This is a genomic window from Actinocrinis sp. (genome assembly GCF_035938995.1).
In the GTDB taxonomy this organism is placed as follows: domain Bacteria; phylum Actinomycetota; class Actinomycetes; order Streptomycetales; family Catenulisporaceae; genus DASZGI01.
The window spans coordinates 1-26534 of the sequence record NZ_DASZGI010000161.1 but is presented as its reverse complement, the minus strand read 5'-3'; the positions used below and the strand labels follow the sequence as shown (position 1 = coordinate 26534).

At 71.7% G+C, this 26534-nt stretch carries 20 protein-coding genes and 1 pseudogene; 8 read left to right on the top strand and 13 right to left on the bottom strand.

Annotation, left to right across the window (positions count from 1 at the left end; genetic code table 11):
• Window positions 1-66 precede the first annotated feature (66 nt).
• The 4 genes from VGZ32_RS11635 to VGZ32_RS11620 are packed head-to-tail and all read right to left on the bottom strand — an operon-like array spanning window position 67 to window position 8682.
• Window positions 67-5067, bottom strand: coding sequence for a hypothetical protein (locus VGZ32_RS11635; protein ID WP_326885960.1), 5001 nt, complete (start codon window positions 5065-5067; stop codon window positions 67-69).
• The gene (locus tag VGZ32_RS11630) at window positions 5064-7235 is read right to left on the bottom strand and encodes a hypothetical protein (RefSeq protein ID WP_326885959.1); all 2172 of its coding nucleotides are present in this window, start codon (window positions 7233-7235) and stop codon (window positions 5064-5066) included. Before VGZ32_RS11630 ends, VGZ32_RS11635 begins: the two co-directional genes overlap by 4 nt.
• Window positions 7232-8209, bottom strand: coding sequence for a hypothetical protein (locus VGZ32_RS11625; protein WP_326885958.1), 978 nt, complete (start codon window positions 8207-8209; stop codon window positions 7232-7234). The genes VGZ32_RS11630 and VGZ32_RS11625 overlap by 4 nt, the downstream gene beginning before the upstream one ends.
• Complete coding sequence (locus VGZ32_RS11620) at window positions 8158-8682, bottom strand: hypothetical protein (protein WP_326885957.1); 525 nt, start codon at window positions 8680-8682, stop codon at window positions 8158-8160. Before VGZ32_RS11620 ends, VGZ32_RS11625 begins: the two co-directional genes overlap by 52 nt.
• Before the next feature lie 165 nt (window positions 8683-8847).
• Here VGZ32_RS11620 and VGZ32_RS11615 point away from each other — a divergent pair, with 165 nt between their 5' ends.
• On the top strand, window positions 8848-9765 hold the full coding sequence (locus VGZ32_RS11615; protein ID WP_326885956.1) for an LLM class flavin-dependent oxidoreductase: 918 nt from the start codon (window positions 8848-8850) through the stop codon (window positions 9763-9765).
• 59 nt (window positions 9766-9824) lie between these two features.
• Here the strand turns inward: VGZ32_RS11615 and VGZ32_RS11610 are convergent, their stop codons facing one another.
• The 9 genes from VGZ32_RS11610 to VGZ32_RS11570 all read right to left on the bottom strand — a co-directional run bounded on the left by VGZ32_RS11610 (window position 9825) and on the right by VGZ32_RS11570 (window position 18215).
• The gene (locus VGZ32_RS11610; protein WP_326885955.1) at window positions 9825-10625 is read right to left on the bottom strand and encodes a 4'-phosphopantetheinyl transferase family protein; all 801 of its coding nucleotides are present in this window, start codon (window positions 10623-10625) and stop codon (window positions 9825-9827) included.
• Window positions 10613-13948 (bottom strand): S41 family peptidase, encoded by a 3336-nt coding sequence (locus VGZ32_RS11605; protein WP_326885954.1) that lies wholly within the window; start codon window positions 13946-13948, stop codon window positions 10613-10615. The genes VGZ32_RS11610 and VGZ32_RS11605 overlap by 13 nt, the downstream gene beginning before the upstream one ends.
• Before the next feature lie 30 nt (window positions 13949-13978).
• Window positions 13979-14557: a GNAT family N-acetyltransferase gene (locus VGZ32_RS11600; protein WP_326885953.1), complete on the bottom strand. Its 579-nt coding sequence runs from the start codon at window positions 14555-14557 to the stop codon at window positions 13979-13981.
• The gene (locus tag VGZ32_RS11595; protein ID WP_326885952.1) at window positions 14545-15009 is read right to left on the bottom strand and encodes a GNAT family protein; all 465 of its coding nucleotides are present in this window, start codon (window positions 15007-15009) and stop codon (window positions 14545-14547) included. Before VGZ32_RS11595 ends, VGZ32_RS11600 begins: the two co-directional genes overlap by 13 nt.
• Window positions 15010-15031: 22 nt before the next feature.
• On the bottom strand, window positions 15032-15493 hold the full coding sequence (locus VGZ32_RS11590; RefSeq protein ID WP_326885951.1) for a GNAT family protein: 462 nt from the start codon (window positions 15491-15493) through the stop codon (window positions 15032-15034).
• Complete coding sequence (locus VGZ32_RS11585) at window positions 15490-16008, bottom strand: hypothetical protein (RefSeq protein ID WP_326885950.1); 519 nt, start codon at window positions 16006-16008, stop codon at window positions 15490-15492. The genes VGZ32_RS11590 and VGZ32_RS11585 overlap by 4 nt, the downstream gene beginning before the upstream one ends.
• On the bottom strand, window positions 16008-17147 hold the full coding sequence (locus VGZ32_RS11580) for an acyl-CoA dehydrogenase family protein (protein ID WP_326885948.1): 1140 nt from the start codon (window positions 17145-17147) through the stop codon (window positions 16008-16010). Before VGZ32_RS11580 ends, VGZ32_RS11585 begins: the two co-directional genes overlap by 1 nt.
• On the bottom strand, window positions 17144-17767 hold the full coding sequence (locus VGZ32_RS11575) for an acyl-CoA dehydrogenase family protein (protein WP_326885947.1): 624 nt from the start codon (window positions 17765-17767) through the stop codon (window positions 17144-17146). The genes VGZ32_RS11580 and VGZ32_RS11575 overlap by 4 nt, the downstream gene beginning before the upstream one ends.
• Before the next feature lie 250 nt (window positions 17768-18017).
• Window positions 18018-18215 carry a hypothetical protein gene (locus tag VGZ32_RS11570; RefSeq protein ID WP_326885946.1) on the bottom strand — a complete coding sequence of 66 codons (198 nt, stop codon included), beginning with the start codon at window positions 18213-18215 and terminating at the stop codon, window positions 18018-18020.
• A gap of 238 nt (window positions 18216-18453) precedes the next feature.
• Between VGZ32_RS11570 and VGZ32_RS11565 the strand changes: the two genes are divergently transcribed.
• From VGZ32_RS11565 to VGZ32_RS11535, 7 genes and pseudogenes are all read left to right on the top strand, one after another.
• Window positions 18454-20319, top strand: coding sequence for a condensation domain-containing protein (locus VGZ32_RS11565; protein WP_326885945.1), 1866 nt, complete (start codon window positions 18454-18456; stop codon window positions 20317-20319).
• Between the two features lie 14 nt (window positions 20320-20333).
• A complete protein-coding gene (locus tag VGZ32_RS11560; protein ID WP_326885944.1) occupies window positions 20334-21284 on the top strand; it encodes a 3-oxoacyl-[acyl-carrier-protein] synthase III C-terminal domain-containing protein in 951 nt (316 codons plus the stop codon).
• Window positions 21281-22624, top strand: a complete 1344-nt coding sequence (locus VGZ32_RS11555; protein WP_326885943.1) for an ATP-grasp domain-containing protein — start codon at window positions 21281-21283, stop codon at window positions 22622-22624. Before VGZ32_RS11560 ends, VGZ32_RS11555 begins: the two co-directional genes overlap by 4 nt.
• Complete coding sequence (locus VGZ32_RS11550) at window positions 22621-23892, top strand: type III PLP-dependent enzyme (protein WP_326885942.1); 1272 nt, start codon at window positions 22621-22623, stop codon at window positions 23890-23892. Before VGZ32_RS11555 ends, VGZ32_RS11550 begins: the two co-directional genes overlap by 4 nt.
• On the top strand, window positions 23889-25442 hold the full coding sequence (locus VGZ32_RS11545) for an amino acid adenylation domain-containing protein (RefSeq protein ID WP_326885941.1): 1554 nt from the start codon (window positions 23889-23891) through the stop codon (window positions 25440-25442). The genes VGZ32_RS11550 and VGZ32_RS11545 overlap by 4 nt, the downstream gene beginning before the upstream one ends.
• A gap of 150 nt (window positions 25443-25592) precedes the next feature.
• On the top strand, window positions 25593-25856 hold the full coding sequence (locus VGZ32_RS11540) for an acyl carrier protein (protein ID WP_326885940.1): 264 nt from the start codon (window positions 25593-25595) through the stop codon (window positions 25854-25856).
• A 3-nt stretch (window positions 25857-25859) separates the two neighbouring features.
• Window positions 25860-26534: pseudogene (locus VGZ32_RS11535) on the top strand (hypothetical protein); the annotation flags it as partial.

Below are 26534 nucleotides of genomic sequence, written 5' to 3'. Positions count from 1 at the left end.
TGTGCTCCGCGGCTTCACGGAACCACCGCGCGATCCGAGTCCACATATCCGATTCACGTCCCTGAGTCATTGGATCTCCGTGGTGTGCTCTTCGTCTCGTCTCGCGGCTCGTTGGAAGAACAGCAGATCCTGGCCGCGAGCCGCGGCCCCGTCGTCCGGGTCCGCGACGTCGCGGAGCCGGTGCTTGATATCCGCGACCAGATCTACGATCTGCGTTTCGTCCAGGAGCCCTCGCGCGATCCGGGGCCACAGGAGGGACGAGACGGCCGCCGCGTCAGCCTCGGGCAACGGCGGAACGACCAGAATCGCCGCGGCCCCGGCGCCGAGGGCCGCGAGCGCGAGCTCGACGAAGCCGGGCAGCCAGCGCCGGTCGGCGAATGCGGACCTGGTCTCCGTGGGCGTGGCCTGGAGCACCAGAAACGTCCCGTTGCGGACGACCGAACGCACGTCGAGGTCGCCCTCTTCCGATTCGATGAGGAGGCGCCAGGTCGCTGAGGTCTCGAACGGTGTTCCCACCAGGTGCACCAGGGAGGGCGCGGTCTCCGCGGCCGGATGGTCGAGCAGGGACTTCGCAGGAGCCAAGTACTGAGGTCCGCGGTACACCGTCGGCGACCGCCCTGTGGAAGGATCGGCGGCAGGCGCGGCGGGGCGGGGCGGGCTGACCCTCACCCACACCCCTTCCGTTCCGCGCGGCACCGCGTCCGCGAGCCAGCTCTCCCACGGGTACGCCGCGAGTCCCGGCTCGATCTCCAAGGTGATCGCGTGAGCGCCCGCCCCGTCTCGGCCCCCTGGCGTGGACTCGGTTCCGGCGAGCAGGTCCGAGTCCTCTCCCACCGGACCCAGGACCCTGTCGATCCCCCGTACCCCGGGTTTGATCAGGACCCGCTCACGAGTGATCCGACCCGGATCCACGTCCGGGAGGGTCACCGCAACGTCCATCCCGCCTTTCACACGCGCGATGGCGATTCGTGTCGACGCAGACTGAGCAGGAGAGGTTCTCCGCAACCTGAACGAGCGATATGTCTGAACACCGATTCGCTCGCCCACGACGGTGGCAAGGGTTGCGGCTGCCAACCCATACGCGTCGATGAGGGATGACGTGGCGATGCCCACCGCAGTGGCAGCGGCAGCACCGACGAGGGCGATGGTCGTGGCCACCCAGCCGAATGCTGACAGAGGCAGCAGCACCCACCAAAAGCGCCGTCTCAGTATACTAATAAGCGCTGATACTGCCCCGGCGAGACGAGTCTGTACGGAGCGCGGGAGTCCGGCCGGTCCCGCCGGCGTGGGCATGCCCTGCTCGTGCAGCCTGAGCAGGTCGTACCATCCGGTCCAGTCTCTGCGGCCTGATTCCGGTTCGAACAAGGGATCTTGAGCCTCAAGGCACTGACGCAGCGTGGACGCTTTCGCCGACCCCCGCTGCCGCTGCCCGGCGTCCATTTCCGCAAGATCCGCCAATACCGCGGCCTGATCGGCGGCGAGCCGGTGACCTGCGGCGCCCAGCGCTTGTTCCGCCAAGCGGAGCAACCCGGCGCCATGAGTCGGCAGATGCAGCGCCAGGACTTCTCCGGCCCGCAGGGCGGCGAACCCGAATGCGGCGTCCGGCACCGGCGAGAGCCGCTCGCGCACGCTGTCGGGCGTTTCGAGGAAGACCAGGCGGACCGCGTCCTCGTCATCCCCGCGCAGCACCTGCGGTCGCCGCGTGGGTGTCGACGGGCCGGTGAAGTCCGCGTTACGCAAGCCGCCGGCCTCGCGCACGAGGATCGTCCACTCGCGCCAGTCGGCGAAGCCGCCGACCGTCAACTCCTGATCGGGCACACGCTCAAGCACCGAACGGCCCCAGTCGCTGCGCCTGCCGAGAACCTCCCTGCTCTGCGCGGCCCACCACGCGTGCGCGCTGCCGGCTTCCTCGACGGTCGCGGGCGCCTCGCCCGTCGTCAAGGCGAGGACCTTCCACGCCTCGGCACGCAGGGCCGGCGACGCCTCGGCATCGCGCGCGATACGCGGTGTCGAGGGCTCGAATACCGTCGTGCGGTAGCTGCGGCACAGTCTCAGCAGCGCGAGCCGGTATGGCTCGACCTGCTGAACCCCGGCCGTGCGAACCTGCGAACCGATCCGGTCGCGCAGCTCCGTCCACGCTTGGAACGGCTGCCCCTGCGCGCTCAACGCCTCGGCGATTTCGATGGTCGGGGGGAATACCGGCGCGAATACAGTGCGCGCCGCGCCCTCGGCGGCGCGCCAGATCGTCGGGAGGCTCCGAGGGAGCTCCGCCCTCGGAACCGCAAGGCGAAGCAAGCGGATCACCGAGGCGGCCAACGGCTCCGCCGCCGCGCTGTCGGGATGGGTCAGCGAGTCGTTCAGCCAGTCGCGGAACCGCTCGATCGTCGATGTGTCAGGTGGCTGATCCTGGGTCAGATGCGTGACGACGACCTCGAGCCGCGCGCTTTCCAGCGGAGGCGCCGGCGGAGCCCAGTCCGGCCACGCGATGCGAGGCCCGGGCTGGACGCGTTGCGCGAGTTCGACCGCCGACCGGGTTTCCCTGACATCGCGGTCCCACCCGTCGCGCAGGATGTTCGCGGCCGAGCGGACCGCGAGCGCGGCGACCCGCAGCTCAAGGTCGTCGTGCTCGGTGAGGCGGTTCAGCGCCGCCCGGAGCGGTTCCGGCGGGACCGTCCCGTGGCCGACGCAGGACTGAGCCGCGGCGAGCAGCGCATCGGGGGGAGCGTCCTCGAGCGCTACGTCCACAAACGCTGCGTCCTTAAGAACGGTGGCCGCGAGCGCTTCACCGACGTCGAGGACGCCGGTCGCCGCGATCCGGCCGAGGGTCGCCCGCAGCAGCAGCCTGTCCCCCGCCGCCGCGTCGGGGTGTCGCCGGGCGCTCGCCGCCACGGCCTTCCACAGCCCGTCCAGATCCTGGCGGTTCGTGTGGATCCGCGCCACGGCCTGGGTCGCCAGCACGGCCGCGAGGATCGTCGGCTCGTCCTCGTCCTTCGCCCGGTCGGCCCGCTCGATCTCGGCCGCCACTCTGCGGGTCGCCTGTGCGGCCCACGCCCACGCGGCCTCGCGGCACACACGCTGCTCGAGGCGGCTCCACAGGTCGGCCGCGTGGTCTTGGGGCAGCAGGAGGACCGCCGCCTCCACGGTCGGGATCGGGACCTCGCCGAGCGCGGCCGCGTTGACGACCATCTGCTCCGCGTCCAGGCCGAGCCGCTCCGCGTCCTGGGCCGACCAGCCGTGGGTGCGGCGCAGCAGCGCGCGCATCCGGTCCCGCACATGCTCGTCCACCTCGAGGCAGGTGGGCAGGCCGTCCACGTCGCGATCGACCGTGAGCACCCATTCCTGCATGGCCAGTTTGTCGAACGCCAGCCTGGGATCCGCGCCCGCCCGCATCAACGCCATTTCGATGAGATCGAGGTCGAAGCGCCCGAGCTCGGCCGCCGCGGGCAGCGCGGCACGGACGCCGGGCTCGGTGATCCGCCCGATCACCCGGTGCTCGATGTACGGATCGGCGGTGGAAGCGTTCAGCCGGGCCGCGTCCAGCCCTTCGTCCGCCACCGCCCACTCGCAATAGCCGGCGAGGTCGAACGGGTTGTAGCGCAGCCCTCGAGGCGTCGGCATCCGCGATCTCGCCAGGATGGCCTCGCGCAGGTCCGGGTCGAGACGGGCAGCCTCCGCCGCCGCCAGCCTCCGGCCGATGTACTCCTGCGTCTCGTCCGAGGTGTACCCGTCGAGCTGCACTACCTCGACGTACTTGCGCGCCTTGAGCAGCGGCCCGCTCGTCTTGTCCTGCGGCGACGACGGAGGCGTCAGCGGCCGGCGGCCGGCCAGCACGACGCGGACACCGGGGTTCAGCCCGTGCACCGCCTCCAGCAGTTCGAAGGTCTCGTCGATGATCGGCGCGGACTCACCCGGCAGGTAGAACTTGGCCAGTTCCTCGCACGTGTCGAGCACCAAGACCACGCGCTCGGCGACGGTGCCGAGATAGGCGGCGAACCGCTCCGCGGCCTCGGCTTTCAACCGGGCGAGCCGGGCGGAGCCGCCCCCGCCCCGGCCCGAATCCCCGCTGAGTTCCTCGTGCAGCGCCGCGACGGCGAGTTCGAGGTGCTGGTGCGCGTCGGCCGACTCGGGTGCGGCCGCGCTGCCGCGCAGATCGGCCGCGAGGGCGAGGAAGAGTTCGCCGAGGCGCTGCTCCGGATACCGCGGGTCGAGGTGGTCGAAGTCCACCTGGGCGACGGCGAGGCCGCCGAGGGCGCGCTCGGCGGCGAGCCGGCCCGAAGCCAGGTAGCGGATGATCATCGTCTTGCCGCAGCCGGCCGGGCCCAGGATGTGCAGACCCCAGACACCGCTCTGCTCGTCGGGGCGACCGCCGCCGTATGCATTGCGGCGGCCGATCAGCGCGCCCAGTGCCTTTTCGACTTCGGGGCGGTGGACGTAGTGCTTCAGGTATCGCTCGTCGCCCGCCCGGCGCAGGAACCACTCGATCCGGCATCGCGCCTGCATCGCGATGCCGGTCACGCGCCCGCCCAGGACGTCCGCCAGCGCCTCCACCGCGGCCAGCGTCCTGGTGGTCCGGGCCTGGTCCGCTTCTTCGAAGCCGCGATCGATGTCCTCGAGAATCCGGCTGGTCGGCGCGGACCCGGACAGCGCCTCCACCGCGGCGAGCCAGGACGCCGACCCGTCGCCTCCCGCGCCGTCCACGCCTGCGAGCCGGAGCGCCAACTCGGTCAGGTGACCGTCCAGGGCCGCGGCGGACCGCTCGCGCAGCCTGCGCCCCAGGCTCTTTCTCAGATCTTTGTGAATCCAGAACGCGCGGCAGAGCAGCCCGCGGGGGCTGAGCGTCTCGCGGTGCTCGATCAGGTCCGCCTGCGCGAGCCTGCGGATCAGCTCGCCCGTGTCTTCGCCGTCGCCCAGGCCGACCGCGTCGGCCAGGAGGTCGGTCCATTCCGGCAGGAAGGCCAGCCAGGCCAAGGTGCGCTCGGCGAAGGCGTCGAACCGGGCCCGCGCCCGCTCCTCGAGCCGCTCGGCCAGGATGCGTTCGAACTCCGCGCTCAGGCCGACGTCGCTCACTTGTACTTCCGCAGGTAGGACTGGAACGCGGCCTCGTCGTCGCCGCAGTGGAGCACATTGACGGTCACGAGCGTCTTGGCAATCACATAGAGCATGTCGCGCACCTGCGTCGGCTTGCCTCCCAGGCCCATCAGCGCTTCAGAGATTTGTTCGGGTGACGCGGTGGGCGCGCGCACGAAGACTTCCGGATGCGCCTCCCACGGGTGCAGCAGCACCCACTGGAATCCCAGCGAGGCAACGTGCTGGGGCAGTGGTTGCAGTCTCGGGAAGGCGAACCCCGGTTGGCCGGAGTTGGCATCGCGCAGGTGACGCAGCGGCTCACCCGTCGGCGAGGTGTAGCAGGCGGTGAAGATAAACGGCACGGGCCGCTCGAACGTGCCCAGGCCGCTTCCCTTGACCAACTCGACGAGTCCGTCCAGCGCGCCGCACCAGCGATCCAGTTCATCGGCCAGCACGACCACTTGGGTGTGCGGGCCGAACGGCTCGGGAAGTTCGCCGGCCGCCGTGGCCAGCTCGTACAGGTCCCGCCTCAACCGCATGCGGACGATGTCGGCCTCGGGCCACGGCTCCGATCCGGCGCGGAACGCCGAGACGGCCTCGAGCATCAGCTCGTGGTACGTCTCCTCGTCGCGCGCCGCCGCCGCGCTCGCGACCAGAGCCCCGGCTTCCTTGTTTCCCGGCAGTACCCTGCTCAGCTCCGGCCGGATGTGCAGGTGGTGGCTCGCCCGCACCACCCGCAGCATGATCTCCCCGAAAACGGCTCGTACGGACCCGGGCACGTCCGCGGGTCCGTACGGTCCGAGCATGACCGGGATGTGTCCCGAGCGCAGCAGGTTAAGGCCGATCTCGCGCAGCAGGCGGGTGCCGCCGAGCCCCGAGATCGAGTCGTCGCTGCCGAAGGCCACCAGGCCGAGCCGCTGTCGCTGGTCATCCGTGAACAGCCGCCTGACATACGTCATCACCTCGGGCGGCTCGATGTAGAGCGGGCGGCGGCGCAGCTCCAGTTCCTTGGCGACGGTCTCGAGGGTGTCCGCCCGCCTCGGATCCACCACGCGCAGGCCGGGCGGCGTGCAGTCGGCGGCGAACAACGCCGGCATCGCCCAGTCGAGGCGGTCGGCGGCGACACCGGTCTCGACGATCGCCGCGCGCCTGCCGTCGGCCGCGGCCTCGACCACGCAGGCGCCGCCGACCAGGGCCTTGACCAGGTGGCGGGTGTAAAGCCGACAGGCCTGCTCGCTGATGTCCCCGGCGACCGCGGACACCACCGGCACGCCCAGCTCCACGAGCCTGGCCGCCAGCGGCGCCGCCCGGACGGAGACAGCGCTCTGGCACACCGCGAGCAGGACGGCCGCGGGCGCGTGGCCCGGGGAGATCAGCGCGCTCGCCAACTCCTCGGCGCCGTAGCCTTCGGGTTCGGAACCGCTGCGGCTCTTGAGCTTGACGACTCCGCTTCCGTCCGCGAGGTCGCCGTGCGCGATCAGGGTGACCACGTCGGGCGCGAAGGCCCGGCAGTCCTCGGCCAGCTCCCGCAGGGAGACGTGCTGCTCCACCCGGGAGACGCAGGCGCCGTCGGCGTCCAGCTGGCGGACCAGCCCCATGATCATCGCGCCGGGCCGGATCGTCTCGTCGGTCAGCGGGCTGCCGGTCGCGAACAGGGCGCGCGGGATCCCGGTGGTCGGTGCCGGGGCGTTTCCACCTCGCACGGGGACGAGTCTGGTCACCGCCACGAGGAGGTCGGGCGACGCGGCGAGCGGGCGGGTGCCGTCGTGCATCGCTTCCCAGACGAGCCGGTGCAGACAGCTGTCCGCGGGCCACCGCAACGCCAGTTCGACGCCGCCGCGGTCTCTGACCGCGGGCGACTCGGTGATCCGCGGCCAAGCCGGCTCGAGCAGGCACTGGAAGAGCCAGTGCCCGTAGGCTGCCACGTCGCCGGGATCGATCGAGCCGACGTCGACGCGCCGGGCCAGGCGCAGGAGGTGATCGTCCTGCTTCTCGTCCCGGCCGCCCGGCGCCACGGGGACGCGCCAGCCCTCCTCGACGACGAGCGCGTCCATGGTGAGCGATGCCGAGACCGCCGCATCGCCCTGCGCCGAACCGATGTCCACGTGCCAGCCGGATCCGTCGGCCGGTTCGCTGACGTCGATGATCACCCGAGGCAGAGCCGTCACGCCGCACCGGCTTCCGCTACCGGGGACGCCGATTCCAGGAGGAGCTCGACCAGGTGGTCGGCGGCCGCGTCGAGGTCGATGCTCGGCTCGTTGTACCGCAGCACGCCGGGTTCTTCGCACTGCGTGAGCAGCTTGACGAGGTTTCCGCCCAAGCGCCGCAGCGACGCGGACGGGATCGCGCCGTCGGCCGCCAGTGCGAGCGCGAGATAGGCCTGCACTCCCGCCGCGATCGCGAAGCGCGCGGCCGGCCGCTGCTGCAGGTCGACGCCCCGGTAGAGCGGGTTGGCTTGGGCGAGTTTCCCGGCCCAGACCTCCACGCGGCCGCGCGGCGCGAACGAGTCCGGCGCCGGCGCATACGCTTCGAGCATCGTGGTGTCGCCGAGGGGCAGCGTGGCCAGCGCCTCGGCCACCCGCGGCACGGCGTCGAGGTGGTGCGCCGTCGCGAGCAGGTGGGCCTGCGGCACCGCGTCGGCAAGGGATTCGAGCAGGTCCCGCGCCTGCGGAGCGCTGAAGCTAATGTCCTGATTCCCGGTGAGGCGTATGACCTCTGCAATGAGCGCCGCGCGGACCAGCGGCATCGGATACGCCGAGCCGCCGGGCAGCCCCGCCATCGCAGCCGCGGGGCCGTGGAGCAGGTCCGCCACCGCCCAACTGCTCGCCTGACCGACCATCAGCGCCGCGAACGCATCGGCGAACACTTCCAAGGCCCAGGTGCGCCACACGGCTTCGTCCTGCGCGCGGTCCGGCAGCGCCTCGACGACGCGGTCGGCCACCACGTCGATTCTGCGGTCGCGCTCGTAGTAGAGGTCGTAGTACACGTGATGACCGGTCTCGTGGGCCGCGAGCACGAGCCACCAGGGCTCGTCGACGACGCTCGGCGGCACCATGATCGTCGGGATCGGAACCGTCTCTATCAGGTTCTTCAGGAGTCGGTCCCCCGGCGCGTGCAGCGCGGGCGGGACGACGTGGCGCACGGCCCGGCGGTGGCCTCGAGGAAGACCAGCGGGCCGGTGGGGCGCTTCGCCGGGGCCGCGGCGAACGCCTGCGACCAGCAGCTGAGGACCAGTTCGTCGGCGGCGCGCAGAACCTCTCCCGCATCGGCGCGCTCCCGCTGATCGTACTTGTCCGCGTACCAGCTGAACACCCGCTCGACGCGCAGGAGGCTCGCCTCGAGCGACCGAAAGGCGCCGTACACCTCGCTCGAGGGGCCGCGCACCGTCGCCGCGGACTCCTCGAGCACGTCGAGCATCCGGAACAGCATGCGGTCGAGCACGTCGAAGTGGGCGCTGAACCTGCGGAACCGCGCGTCTCCCCGCTTGGCCGTGCCCCAGGCGGCAACCCGCGCCCTCAGGCCCGCGACAGCCCGCAGGAAACGGTCCGAACGCTGCGAAGCGCGCCCGGCCCAATCATTCTGAAGCGCCCATGGAAACCCCGCCCCCACAACCATTGCCTCTTCCCACCGAGCATCGCGGAACGATCGGCAAGCCTAGCCGCAGCCCGCTCGCGACGTGGGTGTTTCACCCAACGTTGACGGACCGTTACATCGCGCCGGAATCAATGGCCGCGCACCGCCCGCCCGGCCGGCTCACGGTCCCGCCCTCCCGGCGCGGCCATGGATCTTGTGGCAGTGTGGGCCGTGATCGTATTCGTGTTCGTATGCGAGGAGAATCAGACAGTGCAGATCGGCACAGGGCTTCCGAACCAGGTGCGCAACGTTCGCCCCGATCTCATCCCGGCCTGGGCGGCGCGCGCCGAGCAGGCCGGTTTCTCGACGCTGACCACGGTGGGGCGCTACGCCTATCCGGGTGTCTCCGACACCGTGGCGCTGGCGGCGGCGGCTGGGGCGACCAGCACGATCGGACTGCTCAGCGCGGTGATGCTGGCTCCGACGTGGCCAGGATCGCTGCTGGCGAAGGAGCTGGCGGGGATCGACGGGGTGTCCGGGGGCAGGCTCCGCGTGGGCCTCGGCGTGGGGATTCGGCCGGACGACTTCGTGGCCGACGGGTTCGGCCTGGCGGGCCGCGGCGCGCGGCTGGAGCGCGATCTGGTGACATTCCGTGAGGTCTGGGCGGGCAAGGAGGTCGGCGGCGGACCGAACCCCGCCGTGCCGCCGGGCACCCGGGAGATCCCCCTGCTGTTCGGCGGATGGGCGCCCGCCGTGATGGACCGCATGGCCCGCTGGGGCGAGGGGTACATCGGCGCCTCGCTGCCCGCGCCGGCGGTCGCGCCGAGCTTCGACACGGCTCGAGAGGCGTGGAAGCGGGCCGGGCGCGAGGGCTCGCCGCGGCTGGTCGCGCTCGCGTACTACGCGCTGGACGACCCCGAGGCCGGCAAGCGGAACATCTACGACTACTACAGCGGGGCGGGCGACGAGTTCGCCACCATGATCTCCAGCGCGGTCTGCGGTTCCGCCGAGGCCGTCAGGGCGGCGATCAGCACCTTCGAGGACATCGGCGCGGACGAGATCATGTTCAACCCGGCAACGACCGACCCGGACGAGATCACCCGTCTGGCCGACATCGTCTTCTGACTGAAGCAGCCCGCGACCCGGGGTCGCCCCACCGCGCTGTGGGGGGCGACTTCGGGGCGCTAGAGCAGCTTGAACACGCGCACCGCGGACACGGGCACGGTTGTGGCCAGCGAGGCGGCGTGGCCGTGCGGTGCGGGGATACTGCGCAGGTGGATGGGGATATCGGGCCATCGTTCGACGTCGTGCGCCGCGATGACCGGGCCCCGCACATCAAGGCGGTCGGGGGCGGCTGCCAGCCCGAGGCCGGTCAGCTTCATCGCCGCCTCCTTGCGCGTCCACGCCGCGAAGAACCAGGGCACCCGCTCGCACCGCGGCAGGTTCGCGAAGTGCTCCCGCTCGCCGGGGGTCAGGGCGGCCGGCGCCACTTCTTCCGGGTCCGGGCAGGAGTCGAAGCCTTCGATGTCGATCCCGACCAGACCGCCGCCCCCGCCGCCGACTACCGCCGCCGTGACCCACCGCTCCGTATGCGAGATCGAATAGTCGATCGTTGATCCGAGGATCCGCGGCCGGCCGTGTTGCGCCGCGCAGTTCTCGCAGAGGCGGCTGATCGCTATCTCGGCGGGCGGCAGGCTGAGATAGCGGGAGCCGATCACGCGTTGGGCTCCGCGCGAGGTGACGAACGTGTTCCTCGCCTCCGCGACTGGTAGCTGGGCGAGGCGGTCCCGCTCGGTGTCGCTGAGCAGTTCGGTCCAGGCGGGCCGGCTGCGCGCCGGCACCATCCAGACGTGACACTCTCCCAGCGGCGGGACACTGAGCGTTTGAGGCGCGGGGACAGGCGCGTGGTCGGCCGCGGGCTCGTCGTGGTCGAAAGCCGCGAAGCGCGGTGGCACAGGGGACGGCGCGAGGCTCAGCGCGGCCACGCCGGACTCCATTCCGGTCTCGCATCGCGCGCCGCGACGAGGTCGAGCGGCTGCCGGCCGACGCCCGCCGTCACCGATTCCCCCTGCGTGCACGGCTCCTCGCCGAGGCTGTCGAGCAGGTGCTGCACGGCGACCTCAAGCTGGACGTCCCGGCCGCCGTCCGCGCCGTCCGCGAGACTGGCCTCGACCTCGATGTCGGGCTCCACGCCCCGGTTCTCCAACTCGTCGTCGATGCCGTGGAAGAAGTACCGGAACTCCGGCTGTGTGGTGACCGTGCCGTCGACCAGCTGATGCCGCGGCCACGTCGCGATGACGCCGCCCCAGGTGCGTGCCCCGATCAGCGGTCCGAAGCCGCGGGTGCGGAACAGGTGGCTGAAAATCTCGCCGTCCGAGCTGGTGTGTTCGTTGACGAGCGCGGCCATCGGTCCCTGCGGCGCCTCCGCCGGATAGGGCACCGCGCCGCTCCACCTGCCGTGCTCCGCTCCGGCTCGCTTCCGGGCGAGCCGGTCGAGCAGCAGCGGCGAGACGTGGCCGCCGCCGTTGAATCGCACGTCCACGACCAACCCCTCGCGGTCGAGTTCGGCGAGGAACCCGCGCACGAACTCGACGTAGCCGCGGCTGAACATGTCGGGCACGTGGATGTAGCCGAGCCGGCCGCGCGAGGCGGTGTGCACGTAATCGCGCTGCCGCTCGACCCAATCGCGGTAGCGAACGGAGGCTTCTGTGCCGAGCGCGCGCACCACCGCGCGGTGCGTCGGCGCCCCGTCCCGCAGCAGCGTCAACTCCACGTCGCGGCCTGCCTGGCCGATCAGCAGCTCCCCCGGCCCGAGCGGTCCCACCGGCTGGCCGTTGACCGCGACGACCGCATCCCCGGGTCGCACGTCGACGCCCGGATGCAGGCACGGCGAGGTCGCCTCCGCACTCCAGGGGTCGCCGCGCAGGATCCGGCCGATTCGCCAGCGCGGCAGGCCGCCGCCGAGCGGTCCGACGACGTCCCAGTCGACGCCGAGGAAGCCCTGCTTGTGCTCGTCGGGCCGCCGGTAGTCGCCGCCGCGCTCGTAGGCGTGCGAGGTGGCCAGCTCGCCCTGGAGCTCCCAGAGCAGGTCGGAAAGCTCGGAGCGGCAGGACACCGACTCCGCGAGTGGAAGGTAGCGCTCGTAGACCGCGTCCCAGTCCACGCCGGCCATGTCGGCGTTCCAGAAGCTCTCGCGCTGGAGCCGCCAGGCCTCCCGGAACATCTGGCGCCATTCGGCCGCGGGGTCCAGCGACACCATCACCCGGTCGAGGTCGATCCAGCCGCTCTGCCGGTTCGCCGGCGCGCTTCGGTAGAGGTAGTCGGAGGCGGTGTCCTGGTCGACGCTCGCGCTCAGCACCCTGAGACGCTCGTTCCAGCGGTACAGCAGGACGTCGTTGTCGCGGTTGACGCAGATCTCGTCGACCGGCCCGAGGTAGTCGTCGGTGACCTCCCCGGTGGCCAGGTCGACCGAGACGACGGACCCCTCGGGCTCGGCCTCGGGCCGCTTCGGATCGGGTGCGGCGAGCGGCACGGTGAGCAGCAGCACGCGGCTTGGCAGCGCGGCGATCCCGGCGAACCTGCCTTCCGCCACGGGCAGCGGGACGATGCGCCGCCCGATGCCGTCGAAGTCGATCCCGACGCGGGGTGTCTCGTCCGGCCCGCCGTCGTCCGAACCTTCCTCGTCGGGCTCGGCGCCGGGCGGCAGGTTCGGCCCGCGGAACGGAGCGGGCTCGCCGGCCCCGAGCACCGCCAGATACGGGCGCGCGCCGAAGGGGAATCCGATGTCGAATTGGACCTGGTCCGGTTCCGGGGTTAGGTCGCGCTGGCTCAGGAAGTAGAGGTATCGGCCGCGCGGATCGAACACGGGGGTCGAGTCGCGCAGGACCGGGCTGGTGATCTGGAAGGTGCGGCCGGAAGCGGCGTCGGCGACCTTGATCGCCGAGGTGCGCGGCGAGTCCGGGTAGGTGTAGGCCAGCCACTGGCCGTCCGGGGACCAGTTCAGGTCCTCGATCCGCTCGTGCACGCTGGAGTCGATCAGCCGCGGCGCGGGCTCGGCGGCGTCCACGTCGGCGATCCAGAGCTGCTGCCGGTTGGTGGCGAAGGCGACCAGCGCGCCGACCGGGGACGCGGCCAGCTCGGTGATGCGCCCGAGGTCGCCGAGCGGCAGCTCGGCCGAATTAGAGACTGCCGGAGCCTCCGCGGCCAATTCCGCCTCGGCCGCCAGCACGGCGAGCCGTTCGTCGCGGCGCTCGTCGCCGGCCACCGCGACCAGGCGGCGGCCGTCGCCAAGCCAGTCCAGCAGGCGGTAGCGCACGCCGTCCGGTGCGCCGAGCCTGCGGACCGGGCCGCTCCAGTGGCCCATCGTGACCGGCTTGCCGCGGGTGACGAGGGCGAGTGTGGTGCCGTCCGGGCTGAGTCTGGCGCCGTCGAGGTGGTCGGCCGCCGGGACGAACCGGCGCGCCCGCAGCGCGCGGTCGGACGCGACGGTGACCGGGATGCGGCGGCCCTCGCCGTCGTCGGGGTCGAGCAGAAACAGCTCGGCGCCCGCGTGGTAGACGAGGCGGCTGCCGTCGGAGGCGAGATTGCGCGCGTAGAAGTCCGTGTGCCAGGTGTGGCGGGCCAGCCCGGTGCCGTCCGGGTGGCAGGAGTAGACGTTGCCGATGTCCTCGTGGTCGCTGATGAAGTAGATCCGGTCGCCGACCCAGCACGGGTCGGCCAGGTTTCCCGGCAGCGAGATCAGGGGCGCGTGGTCTCCGGTTCCGGCGCGATCGACCCAGAGCCGTCCGCAGGCGCCGCCGCGGTAGCGCTTCCAGCGCGCCGGTTCGGCGATGCTGCGTCCGAGCACGGTGCCTGCGCCGGGGCCGTACGCGACGCTGCTGGCCGGTCCGTGGTCGAGCAGCCGGGTCGGACCGCCGCGGGAGTCGACCGCGAACAACCGGTATCCGAATCCGGTCGGCTGCTCTGCGGTGCTGGCGTAGACGATCTCGCCGGTCCGCGGATGCCATCCGACGACGGCGCAGCGCGCTACCTGATGCGTCAGGCGCCGAGCCGGTCCCCCGGACAACGGGAGCGCGTACACCTCGGTGGGACCGTCTTCGGCCGCCACGAATGCCACAGTCCCGCCGTCCGGCGACAGCCGCGGACGGTTCGCCTCCACCGCGGCGGTGGTCAGTCTGCGTGCCTGCCCGCCCTCGGCCGCGACCAGCCACAGGTCGTCCTCGCAGCAGAAGACCACGGTGTCGCCGCTGATCGAGGGCTGACGCAGATAGCCGCGGGTCGGCCGCGTCGGTTCAGGGTGCGCATTCATATGGGACGCCCGGTCAGTGTCGAGAGTGGGTCAGACGGCGCGGCGCGCGCGGATCCGCTCGGCGATCTCGCGCCGCCGGGTCTCGGTCCGCTCGCGGTACCGGCGGATGTCGTCCTCGGTCGTGCTCCAGTAGTACGAGGTGCGCCACTCCCCGACCGTGTACGAGTCGTAGGGGCACCGCACCCGCTGCTCGGCGGCGAGCGCCTCGGCCGAGTGCAGCATCGTGTTGTGCTCGAGCACCTGGTTGATCACGACCCGCATGTTCAGCTCCGTGCGCAGGTACTCGTGCGCGGCGGCGACCGCGATCGCGCCGAACCCGCCGCGGTACTGCGGCAGCACGCCGAAGGAGAGCTCGCAGCTCTGGCTGCGCCAGTCGATCGAGGTGATCCAGGCGAAGCCGACGATCCGGTCCTCGGGTCCGCACAGGGTGAAGATCCGCTTGACCGCGTGCTCCTGCTCGAGGGTGCGGCGCTGTCCGGCCGCCAGCGCGTCGTCCTCGGCCACGACTGCGAAGTCGGTGAGGTTGGCCTGGAACCGCGACTCGCGCAGCAGCGCGGTGCGGACCGGGATGTCGGCCTCGGTGAAGTGCCTGACCGTCACGCCGAACATGTGTCCTCCCGGCTGGCGTGGTAGATGACGACGTCCTGATAGCCGCCCGACTGGTAGCGGTGGTCGCGCAGCGCGCCGACGCGCCGGAAGCCGCAGCGCTCGAAGGCCGCGACCGACGCGGCGCCGTCGGGCACCATCGCCACGAACGACGTGCACCGCTGCCGGGTGCCGAGGAACGAGAGGAAGGCGCGCAGCGGCGCCGGGTCCGCGCTCGTGGCGGCGACGAAGGCCTGGCGCGGCTGGTCCGGGTTGGCGACGGCGCCCAGCAGCATGTCGCCGGCGCGGAAGACCTGGGCCTGCATCCGGGTCAGCTCGGCGGCGAGCAGGACGTCGTTCTGGGTGACCGGGTCGAGGCCGAGGAAGCCGCGGCCGGTGTCCGCGGCGGCGCGCAGGTCCGCCGCGGCGGACGCGGGGTCGAGGCGGCGGATGTCGCCCGCAGTCGTCTCTGTCACAGCTGTCTCATTCAAAGCCGTCTCAGTCACCGCGCACCGCTCCCCAGATCTGACGCTCTACCGGAGCGCCGTCGAACCAGTTGCCGGACGGCACGCGCGCCTCGAGCTGGAATCCGGCGTCGGCGAGCACGGAAACCGGCGGACCGGCTGCGGGCGTGACCCAGCCGTGCAGGCGGTGCAGGTTCAGCACGTGGAAGCCGTGTGCGACGGCTGTCTTGAGCAGCATCGCCACCGCGTCGACGGCCTCAGGCTGCAGGCCGATCTCCAGGCGGGCGCGGCGGGCCGCCCAGTCGAGCTCGCTGAAGCGGACGAAGGCCGCGCCGGGCGCGATGCACAGCTCCACGGTGTCGTCGCGCGGCGGCTCGACGGCCGCGGGTTCGGCCAGTGCCGGACGGCCGGGTACCGGCAGTCCGAGCAGTTCGCCGGCCAGCCACGGGCCGGACAACAGGCGGGCGTCGCCGCCGCGGTATCCCCTGAGCATCATGATGTCGGCGTCCAGAGTCGGGAGAAGAACACGTATCCGTATCTGCGCCCCTCGTGGAGCGTGGTGTCCGCGAGGACACCCTCCTCGGTGAGGCCGAGCGACCGGGCGATGGCCAGGCCGCGCTGGTCGAACTCGCCGACGCGCAGGGCGAGGCGCACCACCTCGCGGCGCCAGCGGGTGGCCCGCACCACCTCGTCGAAGGCCGCGCGCCACCAGGCGGGCGGCGCCGCGGCGTGCAGGCGCAGGTCGAGGCGGTAGTGACAGCCGTGGTCGCTGCCCTCGTTCTCGAGGGCGTAGAGCCCCACCGGCTCGCCGTCGGCGAGCAGCACCCGGGTGTCGTCCGCGAGCAGGTCGAGGATCTGCCACTCGGGCCGGGTGTCCGGCTGCGCGGTGCGGTAGTAGAAGTCCGGCTCGGTGAACATCTTCAGGACGGCCTCGCGGTCCTGGTCGCCGTACGCGCGGGCGGCCCACTCCGCCGTGGCGGGATCCGCCGTGGTGAGAGTCGTGGTCGTCATCAATCCTCCCGGACGGGCGCCGTGTCCGGCGCGATGTGGAGACGCAGGATGTTGCCGGTGCCGTCCATGAACTCGAAGGCGCACACGTCGCGGGACCACTTCTCCAGCAACGGGTGCTCCAGCAGCGAGCCGGGGCCCAGGGCCCGCTCGGCCCAGCGGGTGAGCTCCACGGCCAGCGCGGTGGTGTGCAGCTTGACGATCGAAGGCGGGCGCGGGTCGGTGGGGGCCCGGTCGACCGCGACCGCGATGTCGTACAACAGCTCCCGGGCCGCGTCCAGCCGCGCGCGGACCAGTTCGGCCCCGGGTGCTCCCGGCCGCTGTTCGCACACGTAGTCGCAGATCGCGAACGCGACGCCGAGCGCCTGGGCGGCGATCTGGACGCGCATGAGGTTGAAGGCGCGACCGGCTCCCCAGATGCCCCGCTGCGATGCCGGCAGGTGCCGGCCGAGCACCATGTCCTCGGGCACGTGGACGCCGTCGAACGACATCTCGCCGAAGCGCGCGCCGCGCAGGCCGATCATCTCCAGCGGGCGCCCGGTGAATCCGGGCGCCGGGCAGGTCACGAGGGCGGCGCGGATGGACAGGGCCGAGGGGCCGGTCCGCGCGTACACGACGCCGATCGAGCCGCGCGCCGCGTTGGCGACATAGCGTTTGACGCCCGTGAGGCGGTGTCCCACGTCCGGATCGCGCTCCAGCCGGGTCTTCATCGCGGTCGCGTCGCTGCCCCGGCCGGGCTCGGTCATCGCGAAGAAGGTCCACGTCCGGCCGTCGGCCAGGGCGCGGTAGAACAGCTCCTGCTGCGCCTCGTCGCCGAGCGCGTCGATGGCGAGACCCGCCAGCGAGGGGCCGGTGTTCGCGCTGAGGATGCCGGCGTCGCCGCGGGCGAGTTCGACATTCGCGACCGCGCGCGCCAGACAGCTGTCGGTGTATTCGGCGATACGCAGCGGCAGATCGTCCTGCCGGAAGCGTTTCGGTGTGCTCGCGGTGCGCAGCAGCGCCAGCGACGGAGCATCCAGATGCCGGGACGCGTCGTCCGGGTCGGCGTCCACGGCGAGGGCCCGCGAACGCAGGTCGTCCGCGATCTGTCGGCACACGTCGCGCAGTTCCAACAGTGCGGGGTCGAGATCGCGGCCGGTCATCGGGCACCGCTTTCAGGGACGACCCAGCAGTTCGCCGCCAGCCGGGAGACGTATGCGCCGCGCGCGGGCCCGTCGACGAGATAGCCGCTCGCGCCGAACAGCTTCGCCGCCTCCCAGCCGAGGACGGTGAGCCGTTCGTGCGCGTCCGCTACGGCGGACGCGACGGCCGCGGCGACCATCAGGCGTCTGCGGAGTGCTTCGGTCTCGGCGACCAGGTCGGCGATCGTGGCCAGCACGAGTTGCTTGCGGACGGTCGGTTCCCCTCCGGCGACTCGCGCCGTCAGGTGCTCGACCGCGCGGTCGGCCAGCCGTCGCACGATGCCGAGCCGCACCGCTCCGAGGCGGGCGCCCACCGCGGTGCGTTCCTCGGCCGACACGGTCGCCGCGGACTGGCTGCGTACGAAGCTGATTCCTTCGAGGTCTGCCATGCGGTGCGGGATCACGGTGGCGCCCGGAGCGACGCGGGCCGCGGGCAGGGCGGCGACCCGGCCGGGCGCGGCAGCGGCATCCACTCCGGCGAGGGCCGCACCGAGGCCGGCGGCCAGGCCGTGGGTGTGCGCGACGAGCTCGCACTCGGCAATGGATTCCGGCCCTTCGACGTGGGCCGTGGATTCCCGCATGACATCCTCCGTGAACGCCGTTTCTCGCGCAGCGGCGAAATGAATTCGGCAAGGCGATGAAAACGGCTCGCAAAACCCCTGGCGCAGATTCACATCGTGCGGAGGCGCGCTTATCCGCGATCCGCCGCAGTGTGCGTCCGAGGGTTATTCGGTGAGCGCGGAAACGACCTCCCGTGCGCCGCGCGTACCACCTGGCGGCATGGCGCCGGCAGCGCCTGGCGGCATCCGGCCGGCGCCATGCCATCGGTCACTACGCGACCTTGGCAGCCGACTTCGCAGCGACCTTGGCGGCCGACTTGGCAGCGCTCTTCGCGGCCGACTTGGCAGCCGACTTCGCGGCGGACTTCGCAGCCGACTTGGCAGCGCTCTTGGCGGCCGACTTCGCGGCGACCTTGGCAGCGGACTTAGCAGCCGACTTCGCGGCCACCTTCGCAGCGGACTTTGCCACGATGGTCACTTCCCTTCTGGATAAACGGATGGAAATGTACGCAAGCGCCGATCGAGTTTTCCTTCGGCCCCTTGAGAATCACCGATCCGGGAAATCCGTGTCAAGGCGGCTGCGAAACGGCCCACGTGTTTTCCGCTGGCAACAAGGCGCAGTCCACTAAATGCCATCGCGGAGTGCTGCCGCGCGGCGTCCGTGCACGCGACCATCGGATCGAATCCCCCGTCGAGCAGGAGGCCCGATGCCGCCGCCGAAGAGCGCGAACCTGTGCTGGGGCCAGCGATACCACTGGCTCCGCTATCAGCACGTGCCGCCCGGAGCACGGCACGAGGCCCACATCGTGGACACCTCCACCCTGCCGTCAGGGTTGTCGGTGGCGCGGCTGAGATCCGTGCTGAACCACCTCGTGCGGCGCCACGAAGGGCTGCGCACCGTCTACCAGGCGGCGGACGGGCCGTGGCCGCGCCAGGTGGTTCAGGCGCCCGGACCGATGCAGCTGTGCGAGGCGACCACTGAGCAGGACGGCACGCCGTCACCCGCGGAGGTGGTGCGGCAGATCACGGAGGCGGACTTCGATCCGGCCCGGCAGTGGCCGGTGCGCGCCTGCGTCGTGACCACCGCGGCGGTCCCGGTGTGGCTGGTGATGGTGTTCAACCATCTGGCCTTCGACGACCGCAGTCTGGAGGCGTTGCGGTGCGAGCTCGAGGCCTTGCTCGACGCCGCGGTCTCCGGGCGGCCCGCCCGCCTGGCGCCGGTGTCGCGGCACCCCGTGGACCTGGCCCGCTACGAGGAATCCGCCGAAGCGGCCGGAGCGGCGCGCGCCGACCTCGAGCACTGGCGCGGCGAGATCGAGCGGCTGCCCGCGGATGGGTTCGTGCGCCGCCGCAGCCTTCCCGCCGACCGCGGTCCTGCGTTCAGTGCCTCGTTCACCTCGCCGACGCTCTTGGCCGCCGCGCGGGAGACCGCTGCGCGCCTGCGGGTGTGGCCGTCCGCGGTCCACCTTGCGGCCTATGCGGTGGGCATGGCGGCCTACACCGGCGAGCCGGTTGTCACGCACCGGATGTACACCAGCCAGCGGGAGGCGAGCGGTTATCAGGATCTGATGACCTGCCTGTCGTACCCCACGCTCGTCGCCGCCGACTTGGGCGACGACCCGCTGTTCAGTGTGGCGGTGCGGCGGGCCGCGGCCCGGGTCGAGCAGGCTATCGAGCACGCCCACGTCCCGTATGACGAAGTCGCGGAGCTGGTCGCGGCCGAGAGCCGCCGCCGCGCGCGTCCGGTGCGGGTGGCATGCGAGTTCAACTTCCTCAGCAACGCCCCGCATTCGTGCGCGACCCGGCGCGACCGCTTCACCTGGAACGCGGAGCCGACCGAGTGGACCAGCGCGGGTTCGGACGCTTATTTCCGGGTCCACGAGTGGAGCGACGGCGTCACGCTTGCGCTCCAGGCGATGGCGGGCGTCATGGACGCTGACGCGGTCGAGCGCTTCCTGCGAGGTTGCGCGCGCCTACTGGAGATGCACCGCGACGCGGGAACCGATCTTCGGGTCAGCGAGGCGGCGCAGTTGTTCGGCTTCGCTCCCGTTCCGCAGCAGCGGATCCTCGGCAACGGGCCCGATCTCGACAGGTATGACCCGGTGGCCGCGGACGCGACCGCAGCCCTGATCGCATCGCATCCCGCGGTGCTTGAGGTCCGCGTGGAGGCGGGCGACCGCGGGCTGGTCGCCGACGCGACCGCGGCAGCCCCGGTAACAGCGGCCGACCTGCGCGCCCACGTCCTCGCGTCGATCGACGAGCATCCGCAGGCGCAGTGCCCGGACTGGTTCCGCATCAGCGGCGCCGTCGTCACGGAAGGCGACGGGCGCGACGCACCGAGGAGGACGGCGGTCACCGACGCCGAGCGAGCGCTCGTCGCAGTGGTCGAAGACGTCAACGGTCTTCGCGGGCTGGACACGGCCGACAGCTACACGGCCGCGGGAGGCCGGGTGCTGCGCATTCCGCGCGTGCTCGCGGTGCTGGAGGAACAGGGCTGGAGCGGAGTGCCCGTCGGGCGGCTCTGCGGCGTCCGGCCGCTGCACGCGCTCGCGGCCGATCTGGTGCGGGGCTGAGGGGAACGGCGCTGATGACAACCACGCTCTATCTGGAACGCGTCGGCACGTTTCTGCCGGAGGACTCCTTATCGGTCCGGGAGCTGAGCGGGCCGCTCGGGTTGACCGAGGGTCAGATCGCGCTGTTCAGCCGGTTTCTCGGCTTGGACCGGATCGCCGTCGCCCCCGGCCTCGATCTCGCCGACATGCTGACGGCCGCCGGGGAGGACGCGCTCGGAGACACCGATCGGGACTCGGTGCGCTACCTGCTCCACGCACACACCATGCAGCACACCGGACCGCCGTCTCGGCATCTGCTGGAAGGCGTGCGGCTCAAGCTGGGGCTGCGCAACGCGAGCGTCGTCAGCCTCTCCCACCTCAACTGCGTCATGGGGCTCTACGCGTTCCAGGTCGCCCGCTACCTTCTGCATGGCGCGCCGCCGCAACATAAGGCGCTGATCGTCACCGGCGACAAGATCCTCTCCCATCGGCTGCGGTTGATCCCGGACACCACGCTCCTGGGCGAGGCGGCGGCCGGGTGCGTGGTCGGCACCGATCCGCGCGGCGACGGCGTCGTGGGCCGCGCGCTCACCGTGCACGGCCGGTTCTACCAGTGCCTCGACTGCCCGGATCCGCTGCGCGCGGAATACAAGACGCTCTACGTCGAGGAGCTCAAGCGGGCCATGGCGGCCGCGATCGAGGACGCCGGCTGCGACCCGGCGTCCATCGCCGCCGTCCTCCCGCACAACGTCAATCGACTGTCGTGGAAGAAGATCTGCGGCGCCATAGGCATCCCGGCGGACCGGGTCTTCCTCGACAACGTCCCGAAGCTCGGCCACTGCTATACCTCAGACCCCTTCATCAACCTGGCGGCGGCCCGGGGCGGCGGGCGGGTGGCGGCCGGGGACCTGGTGCTGATGGCCAGCGCCGGGATGGGCGCGGCGTTCGCCGCGGCCGTCGTCCAGCTAGGAGAAGGAGTCCGATGAACTTCCTGGAACGGCTGAAGCGGGACCTGACCGGGGACGCCGGCGCCCGCTTCGTGCTGGTGAACAATTTCGAGGTCGAACGCGCCTGGGCGGCCGGAGAGCCGAAGCTGCCGGGCGCGGGCATCGCCTTCGCCGGGGCCACCGTGAACCGGATGGAGGAGATGGGCGTCCTGCTGGCCGGCGAGGACGACACCGTGGTGCTCAAGGCCCCGATGGACCCGCAGTTCGCCGCCTACCTGTCCGGCCTGGGAGCGTCGGTGGGTCGCACGGTGTGGGCGGAGAACAGCGAGCCGGAGCGGACGGTCACCGAGGACGCCCTAGAGTCGCCCGGGCTGCTGAGCGAGCTGCGCGCCTTGAACGACGGACGCACGTACCTGATGCCGCTCGGCATCTCACCGGCCGAGGAGGCCCTGGCGGAGGCGACCGGGCTGCCGCTGGCCGGCTCCCCGGCGCGGGTGTGCAAGGCCGTCAACGGCAAGATCTTCAGCCGCGAGCTGGTCGACGCCGCGGGGCTCACCGCCGTTCCGGGCCGGATCTGCCGGACCGTCGGCGAACTGCGCGGCGCCCTGTCGGGCCAGCTCGAGCAGGGCGGCCGGGTGGTCGTCAAGGAGTCGCTGGGCGTCTCGGGCCGCGGCATGGTCGTCGTCGAGGACGAGCGCGGCGCCGCACGGCTGCTGCGGCTGATCGAGCGGCGCGGCGAGGAGGCCCGGGCGGACCTGGTCGTCGAGTCCTGGATCGAGCGGGCCCAGGATCTGAACTACCAGTTCGTCGTCTCCCGCGAGGGCGGGGTGCGGTTCGAGACGGTCAAGGCCGCCGTGCTGCGCGGCGGCGTGCACCAAGGGCACAGCTTCCCGGTGGAGCTGCCCGGCGCGGCGATGGACGGGATCCTCGAGGCCTGCGAGACGCTCGGCAAGGCCCTGTTCGCCGAGGGCTACGTCGGGATGGTCGGCGTGGACGCGATGCTCGGCCCGGACGGGACGCTCTACCCCTGTCTGGAGATCAACGCCAGGTTCAACATGTCGACGTACCAGAACCGGATCGCCGAACGCTTCATCCCGGACGGCAGGCACGCGCTCGCCGCGACGATCGGGCTGCGCCCGGCCCGCCCGCACACCTTCGGCGAGGTCGCGGAGGCGCTGGGGGACCTGGTCTTCGACGGCTCCGGGGGCGACGGCGTCCTGGTCAACAACTTCGCCACGCTCAACGCCGCGGCGACCGGCGAGGGCGGCTTCCACGGGCGTATCTACGCGATCTGCATCGCCGGCTCGGCCGAGGCGGCGCTGGGCCTGCGTCAGGAGGCCGAACGGCGCCTGCGCGAACTGGTGGAGGCGGGAGCATGAGGATCCAGGGAATCGAGTACGCGGAGCTGGCCGAGCGGTTCGGCACGCCGCTTTATGTCTACGACGGCGAGGTGATGACGAGCACGCTCACCGAACTGCGCGAGGCGCTGCCCCCGGTCCTCGAGGTCTTCTACTCGCTCAAGGCCAACCCGAACATCAGCGTCCTGGGCGTGCTGAACCGCGCCGGCGCCCGCGCCGAGGTGTGCTCGCTGGTGGAGCTGCGCACCGCGCAGCGGGCCGGAATCCCGCCGCAGGACATCATCTTCCTCGGTCCGGGCAAGAGCGACGAGGAATTGGCCGCCTGCCTCGACGCCGGGATCTACGCGCTCGTGTGCGAGTCCTTCGACGAAGTGGACCGGGTCGAGAGCATGGCGGCGGCGCGCGGTCTGACGCAGCGGGTGCTGCTGCGGATCAACCCGGCGATCTCGGCCAGCGGCTCCCGGCTGACCATGGGCGGCAAGCCGCGCCAGTTCGGGATCGACGAGGCGCAGGTGCTCGACGCGGGCGACCTGCCGTCCCGCTACCGGCACGCCGACGTCGCCGGGGTGCACGTCTACGCGGGCACCCGCATCCTCGACGCCGAGGTCGTCGGCAAGAACACCGCCTACGCGCTGGACCTGGCCGACCGCGTCGCCGCCGCCACCGGCATCCGCCTCGACGCGGTGGACATCGGCGGCGGCCTGGGCGTGGCCTACTTCGACGACGAGTGCGATCTGGACCCCAAGGCGGTCGCCGAGCAGATCAATCCGCTGATCGAGTCGTTCGCCGCCGCGCACCCCGGCACTCGGATGATCATGGAGTCCGGGCGGTACCTCGCGGCCCGCGCCGGGACCTATGTCCTGCGCGTGCGCTACACCAAGCTGTCGCTCGGAGAGCGCTTCGCGGTGGCCGACGGCGGCACGCACCACCACATGGCCGCGGTCGGCATCGGCTCCTTCGTCAAGCGCAACTTCCCGGCCGTGCTGCTCAGCGCGCGGGACGAGGAGGAGCCGGCCGAGTCTTGGAATGTGACCGGGCCGCTGTGCACGCCGAACGACACGCTGCTCAAGCATGTCGCACTGCCCCGGCTGCGTCCCGGCGACCTCATCGGGGTCCTGCGATCGGGCGCCTACGGACCGACCGCGTCGCCCGGCCTGTTCCTCAGCCACGGTTTCCCCGCAGAGGTGCTGGTGATGGACGGTCAAGCGCACGTGGTCCGAGTGCGCGACGAGGTCGAAGACCTGCTGGGGGTTCAGCGTCTTGTCATACCCGCCGCGGAGCGAAGATGAGCCGCATCGCACCGCCCGTCGCCACCGCCGAAGGCCTGCTGCACGGCTGGTTCCTGCGCGGGGCCGCGATCGACCCGGACGCCGAGGCGCTGCGCATCGGCGCCCGCAGCTTCAGCTACCGGCACCTGCACGAGCGCGCGCTAGCGCTGGCCGGGTCGTTGACCGCGGCCCTGGGCGGGCCGGCGCGCCGGGTCGGGCTGCTGGCCGCGCGCAGCGAGCAGGCCTACGCCGGGATGCTCGCCCCCGGATACGCCGGCGGAGCCGTGGTGCCGCTCAATCCCGAGTACCCGGCCGAGCGGACCCGGCGGATGATCGCCGCGGCCGGACTGGACGCGCTGCTGGTGGACGCGTCGGGCGCGCAGATCCTGCCGGAGCTGGCCGACGAGCTGGGCTCGGCGCCGGTCATCGCTGAGCCGACCGGCCCGCCGCTGGATCGCCCGCTGGCGTCGTCTCCGGACGACGTCGCGTACATCATGTTCACCTCCGGCTCCACGGGCCGGCCCAAGGGCGTCCCGATCCTGCATCGCAACGTCGACGCGTATATGAAGCACGTGCACCGCCGCTATCCCCTCGGGCCGCAGGACGCGTTCGCGCAGATCGCGGATCTGACGTTTGACATGTCGATCTTCGATGTCTACGCCGCCTGGGGCTGCGGGGGCACGCTGGTGAGCGTCCCCCCGCAGGTGTTCGCCGCGCTGCCCGCCTTCATCGCGCACCACCGCATCACCGTCTGGTTCTCCTCCCCCAGCGTGATCGCGCTCGCCCGGCGGATGCGCGCGCTGGCTCCGGGCTCGCTGGCGGGCCTGCGGGTCAGCCTGTTCTGCGGTGAGCCGCTGCTGCGCCAGGACGCCGCCGACTGGTACGAGGCGACCGGCGGCTCGTGGGTGGACAACCTGTACGGGCCCACCGAGCTCACCGTCTCATGCACCGCCCATCGCTGGGATCCGGATCTCTCGCCGCAAGGCTGCGTCAACGACGTGGTGTCGATCGGCACCATGCACGCCGGGTCGCCGTACGTCCTCGACGGGCAGGCCGGCGACGATGCTGATACCGGGGAGCTGTGCGTCACCGGGCCGCAGATGTTCCCGGGCTATCTCGACCCCCGCGACGACGAAGGGCGCTTCCTCGAGCGCGACGGGCTGCGCTGGTACCGCACCGGAGACGTGGTACACCGCCGGCCTGACGGAGAGCTCGACTATCTGGGCCGCCGCGACCACCAGGTGAAGATCCGCGGCGTGCGGATCGAACTGGCGGAGGTGGAATGGGCGCTGCGACGCTGCTCAGGCGTCCGGGACGCCGTGGCGGTGGCGGCCGACGGCCGGCTGGTCGCGTTCTACACCGGCGGACAGCGCTCCCCGTCGAGCCTGACCGGCGAGCTGGCGGGCATGTTGCCACGCGCGGTGATCCCGCTGTATTTCGAGCGGCTCGACGAGATCCCGCTCAACGCCAACCGCAAGACCGACCGGATCGCATTGACCGCACGCGCCACGCGGCTGCTGTCCGCGCAGGCCCCCGCGGTGGCAGCTTCGCACGGCCGGAACGTGCCATAGGCGGCACCTACCGCGAGCGCAGGGCACCGAAGACTATCGACGAAAACGAACCGGCCCGGGGGACGGCGGGCGGGACGGTCAGCGTCCTGCGACGGCATTCCGTGCCCCTCGCACCTGCCCCCATCCCCTCCCGTGAGGAAGGCGACCACGATGAACCGCTCAGAGACCGTCGACCACATCCGTATCGCCCTGTCCAGCGTGCTGGGCCGGGAGATCCCGGACCTGACCGAGAGCTCCCGCCTGTTCGAGGACCTGGCCCTGGACTCCACCAGCGTGATCGAACTGCTGATGAGCCTGGAGGACACCATCGACCTGCAGATCGACCCGGACGACCTGGAGCCGGACGTCTTCCGCACGGTCGGCAGCCTCACCGACTACATCCAGAACAGCATGACCCCCAGCCCGGCAGTCTGAACCATGGCCGCGACCCATACGCTCGCCCCGCCCGGCCCTCCGGGCGCTCCGCCTCGCGCCCAGGGCCTGCGCCTGACCGGCATCCGGCACCGGGTGTTCCGGGACAGGCCGCAGCCCCTGATCGGGTTCGACCTCGAACTGGCCGAGGACGTGCTGCGCGCGTACGGACGCGGCGACGAACTGCAGGCCTTCCTCGACCGCACCGGCAACAGCTTCATCGCGATGAGCGAAGCCCTGCTCGAAGGGGCGGCCGAGCCGGACGCCGTGCCCGAACCGGGTTCGGTGCCCGATCTGAGCACTGCGCTCGATCAGGACACAGCGCCCGATCAGGACACAGCGCCCGATCTCGACACGGTGCTTCTGGCCTACCGCATCCCCGACCTCTACTACTCCGAGGTCGCAGGCTGCTACCTCTCGCAGCGCCTGCCCGGCGCGCCCGTGCCGTGCTCCGTGGCCGAGCAGGGACCGGGCGCGCCGTTCACGGCGCTGCGGATCGCGGACGGCATGTGCCGGCTCGGCGAACTGGAGCGGGGCGTGCTGTTCGCCTTCGACCAGAACGCGGCGGTGTGGGACGAGGACGAGGCCATGCAGTCGCGCCCGGACGCCGCCGTGCTGATCGAGTTCGGCCGCGCTGCACCGTCTCGCGCGGACGGGGGCGCGGCCCGTGTCGCAGAACTC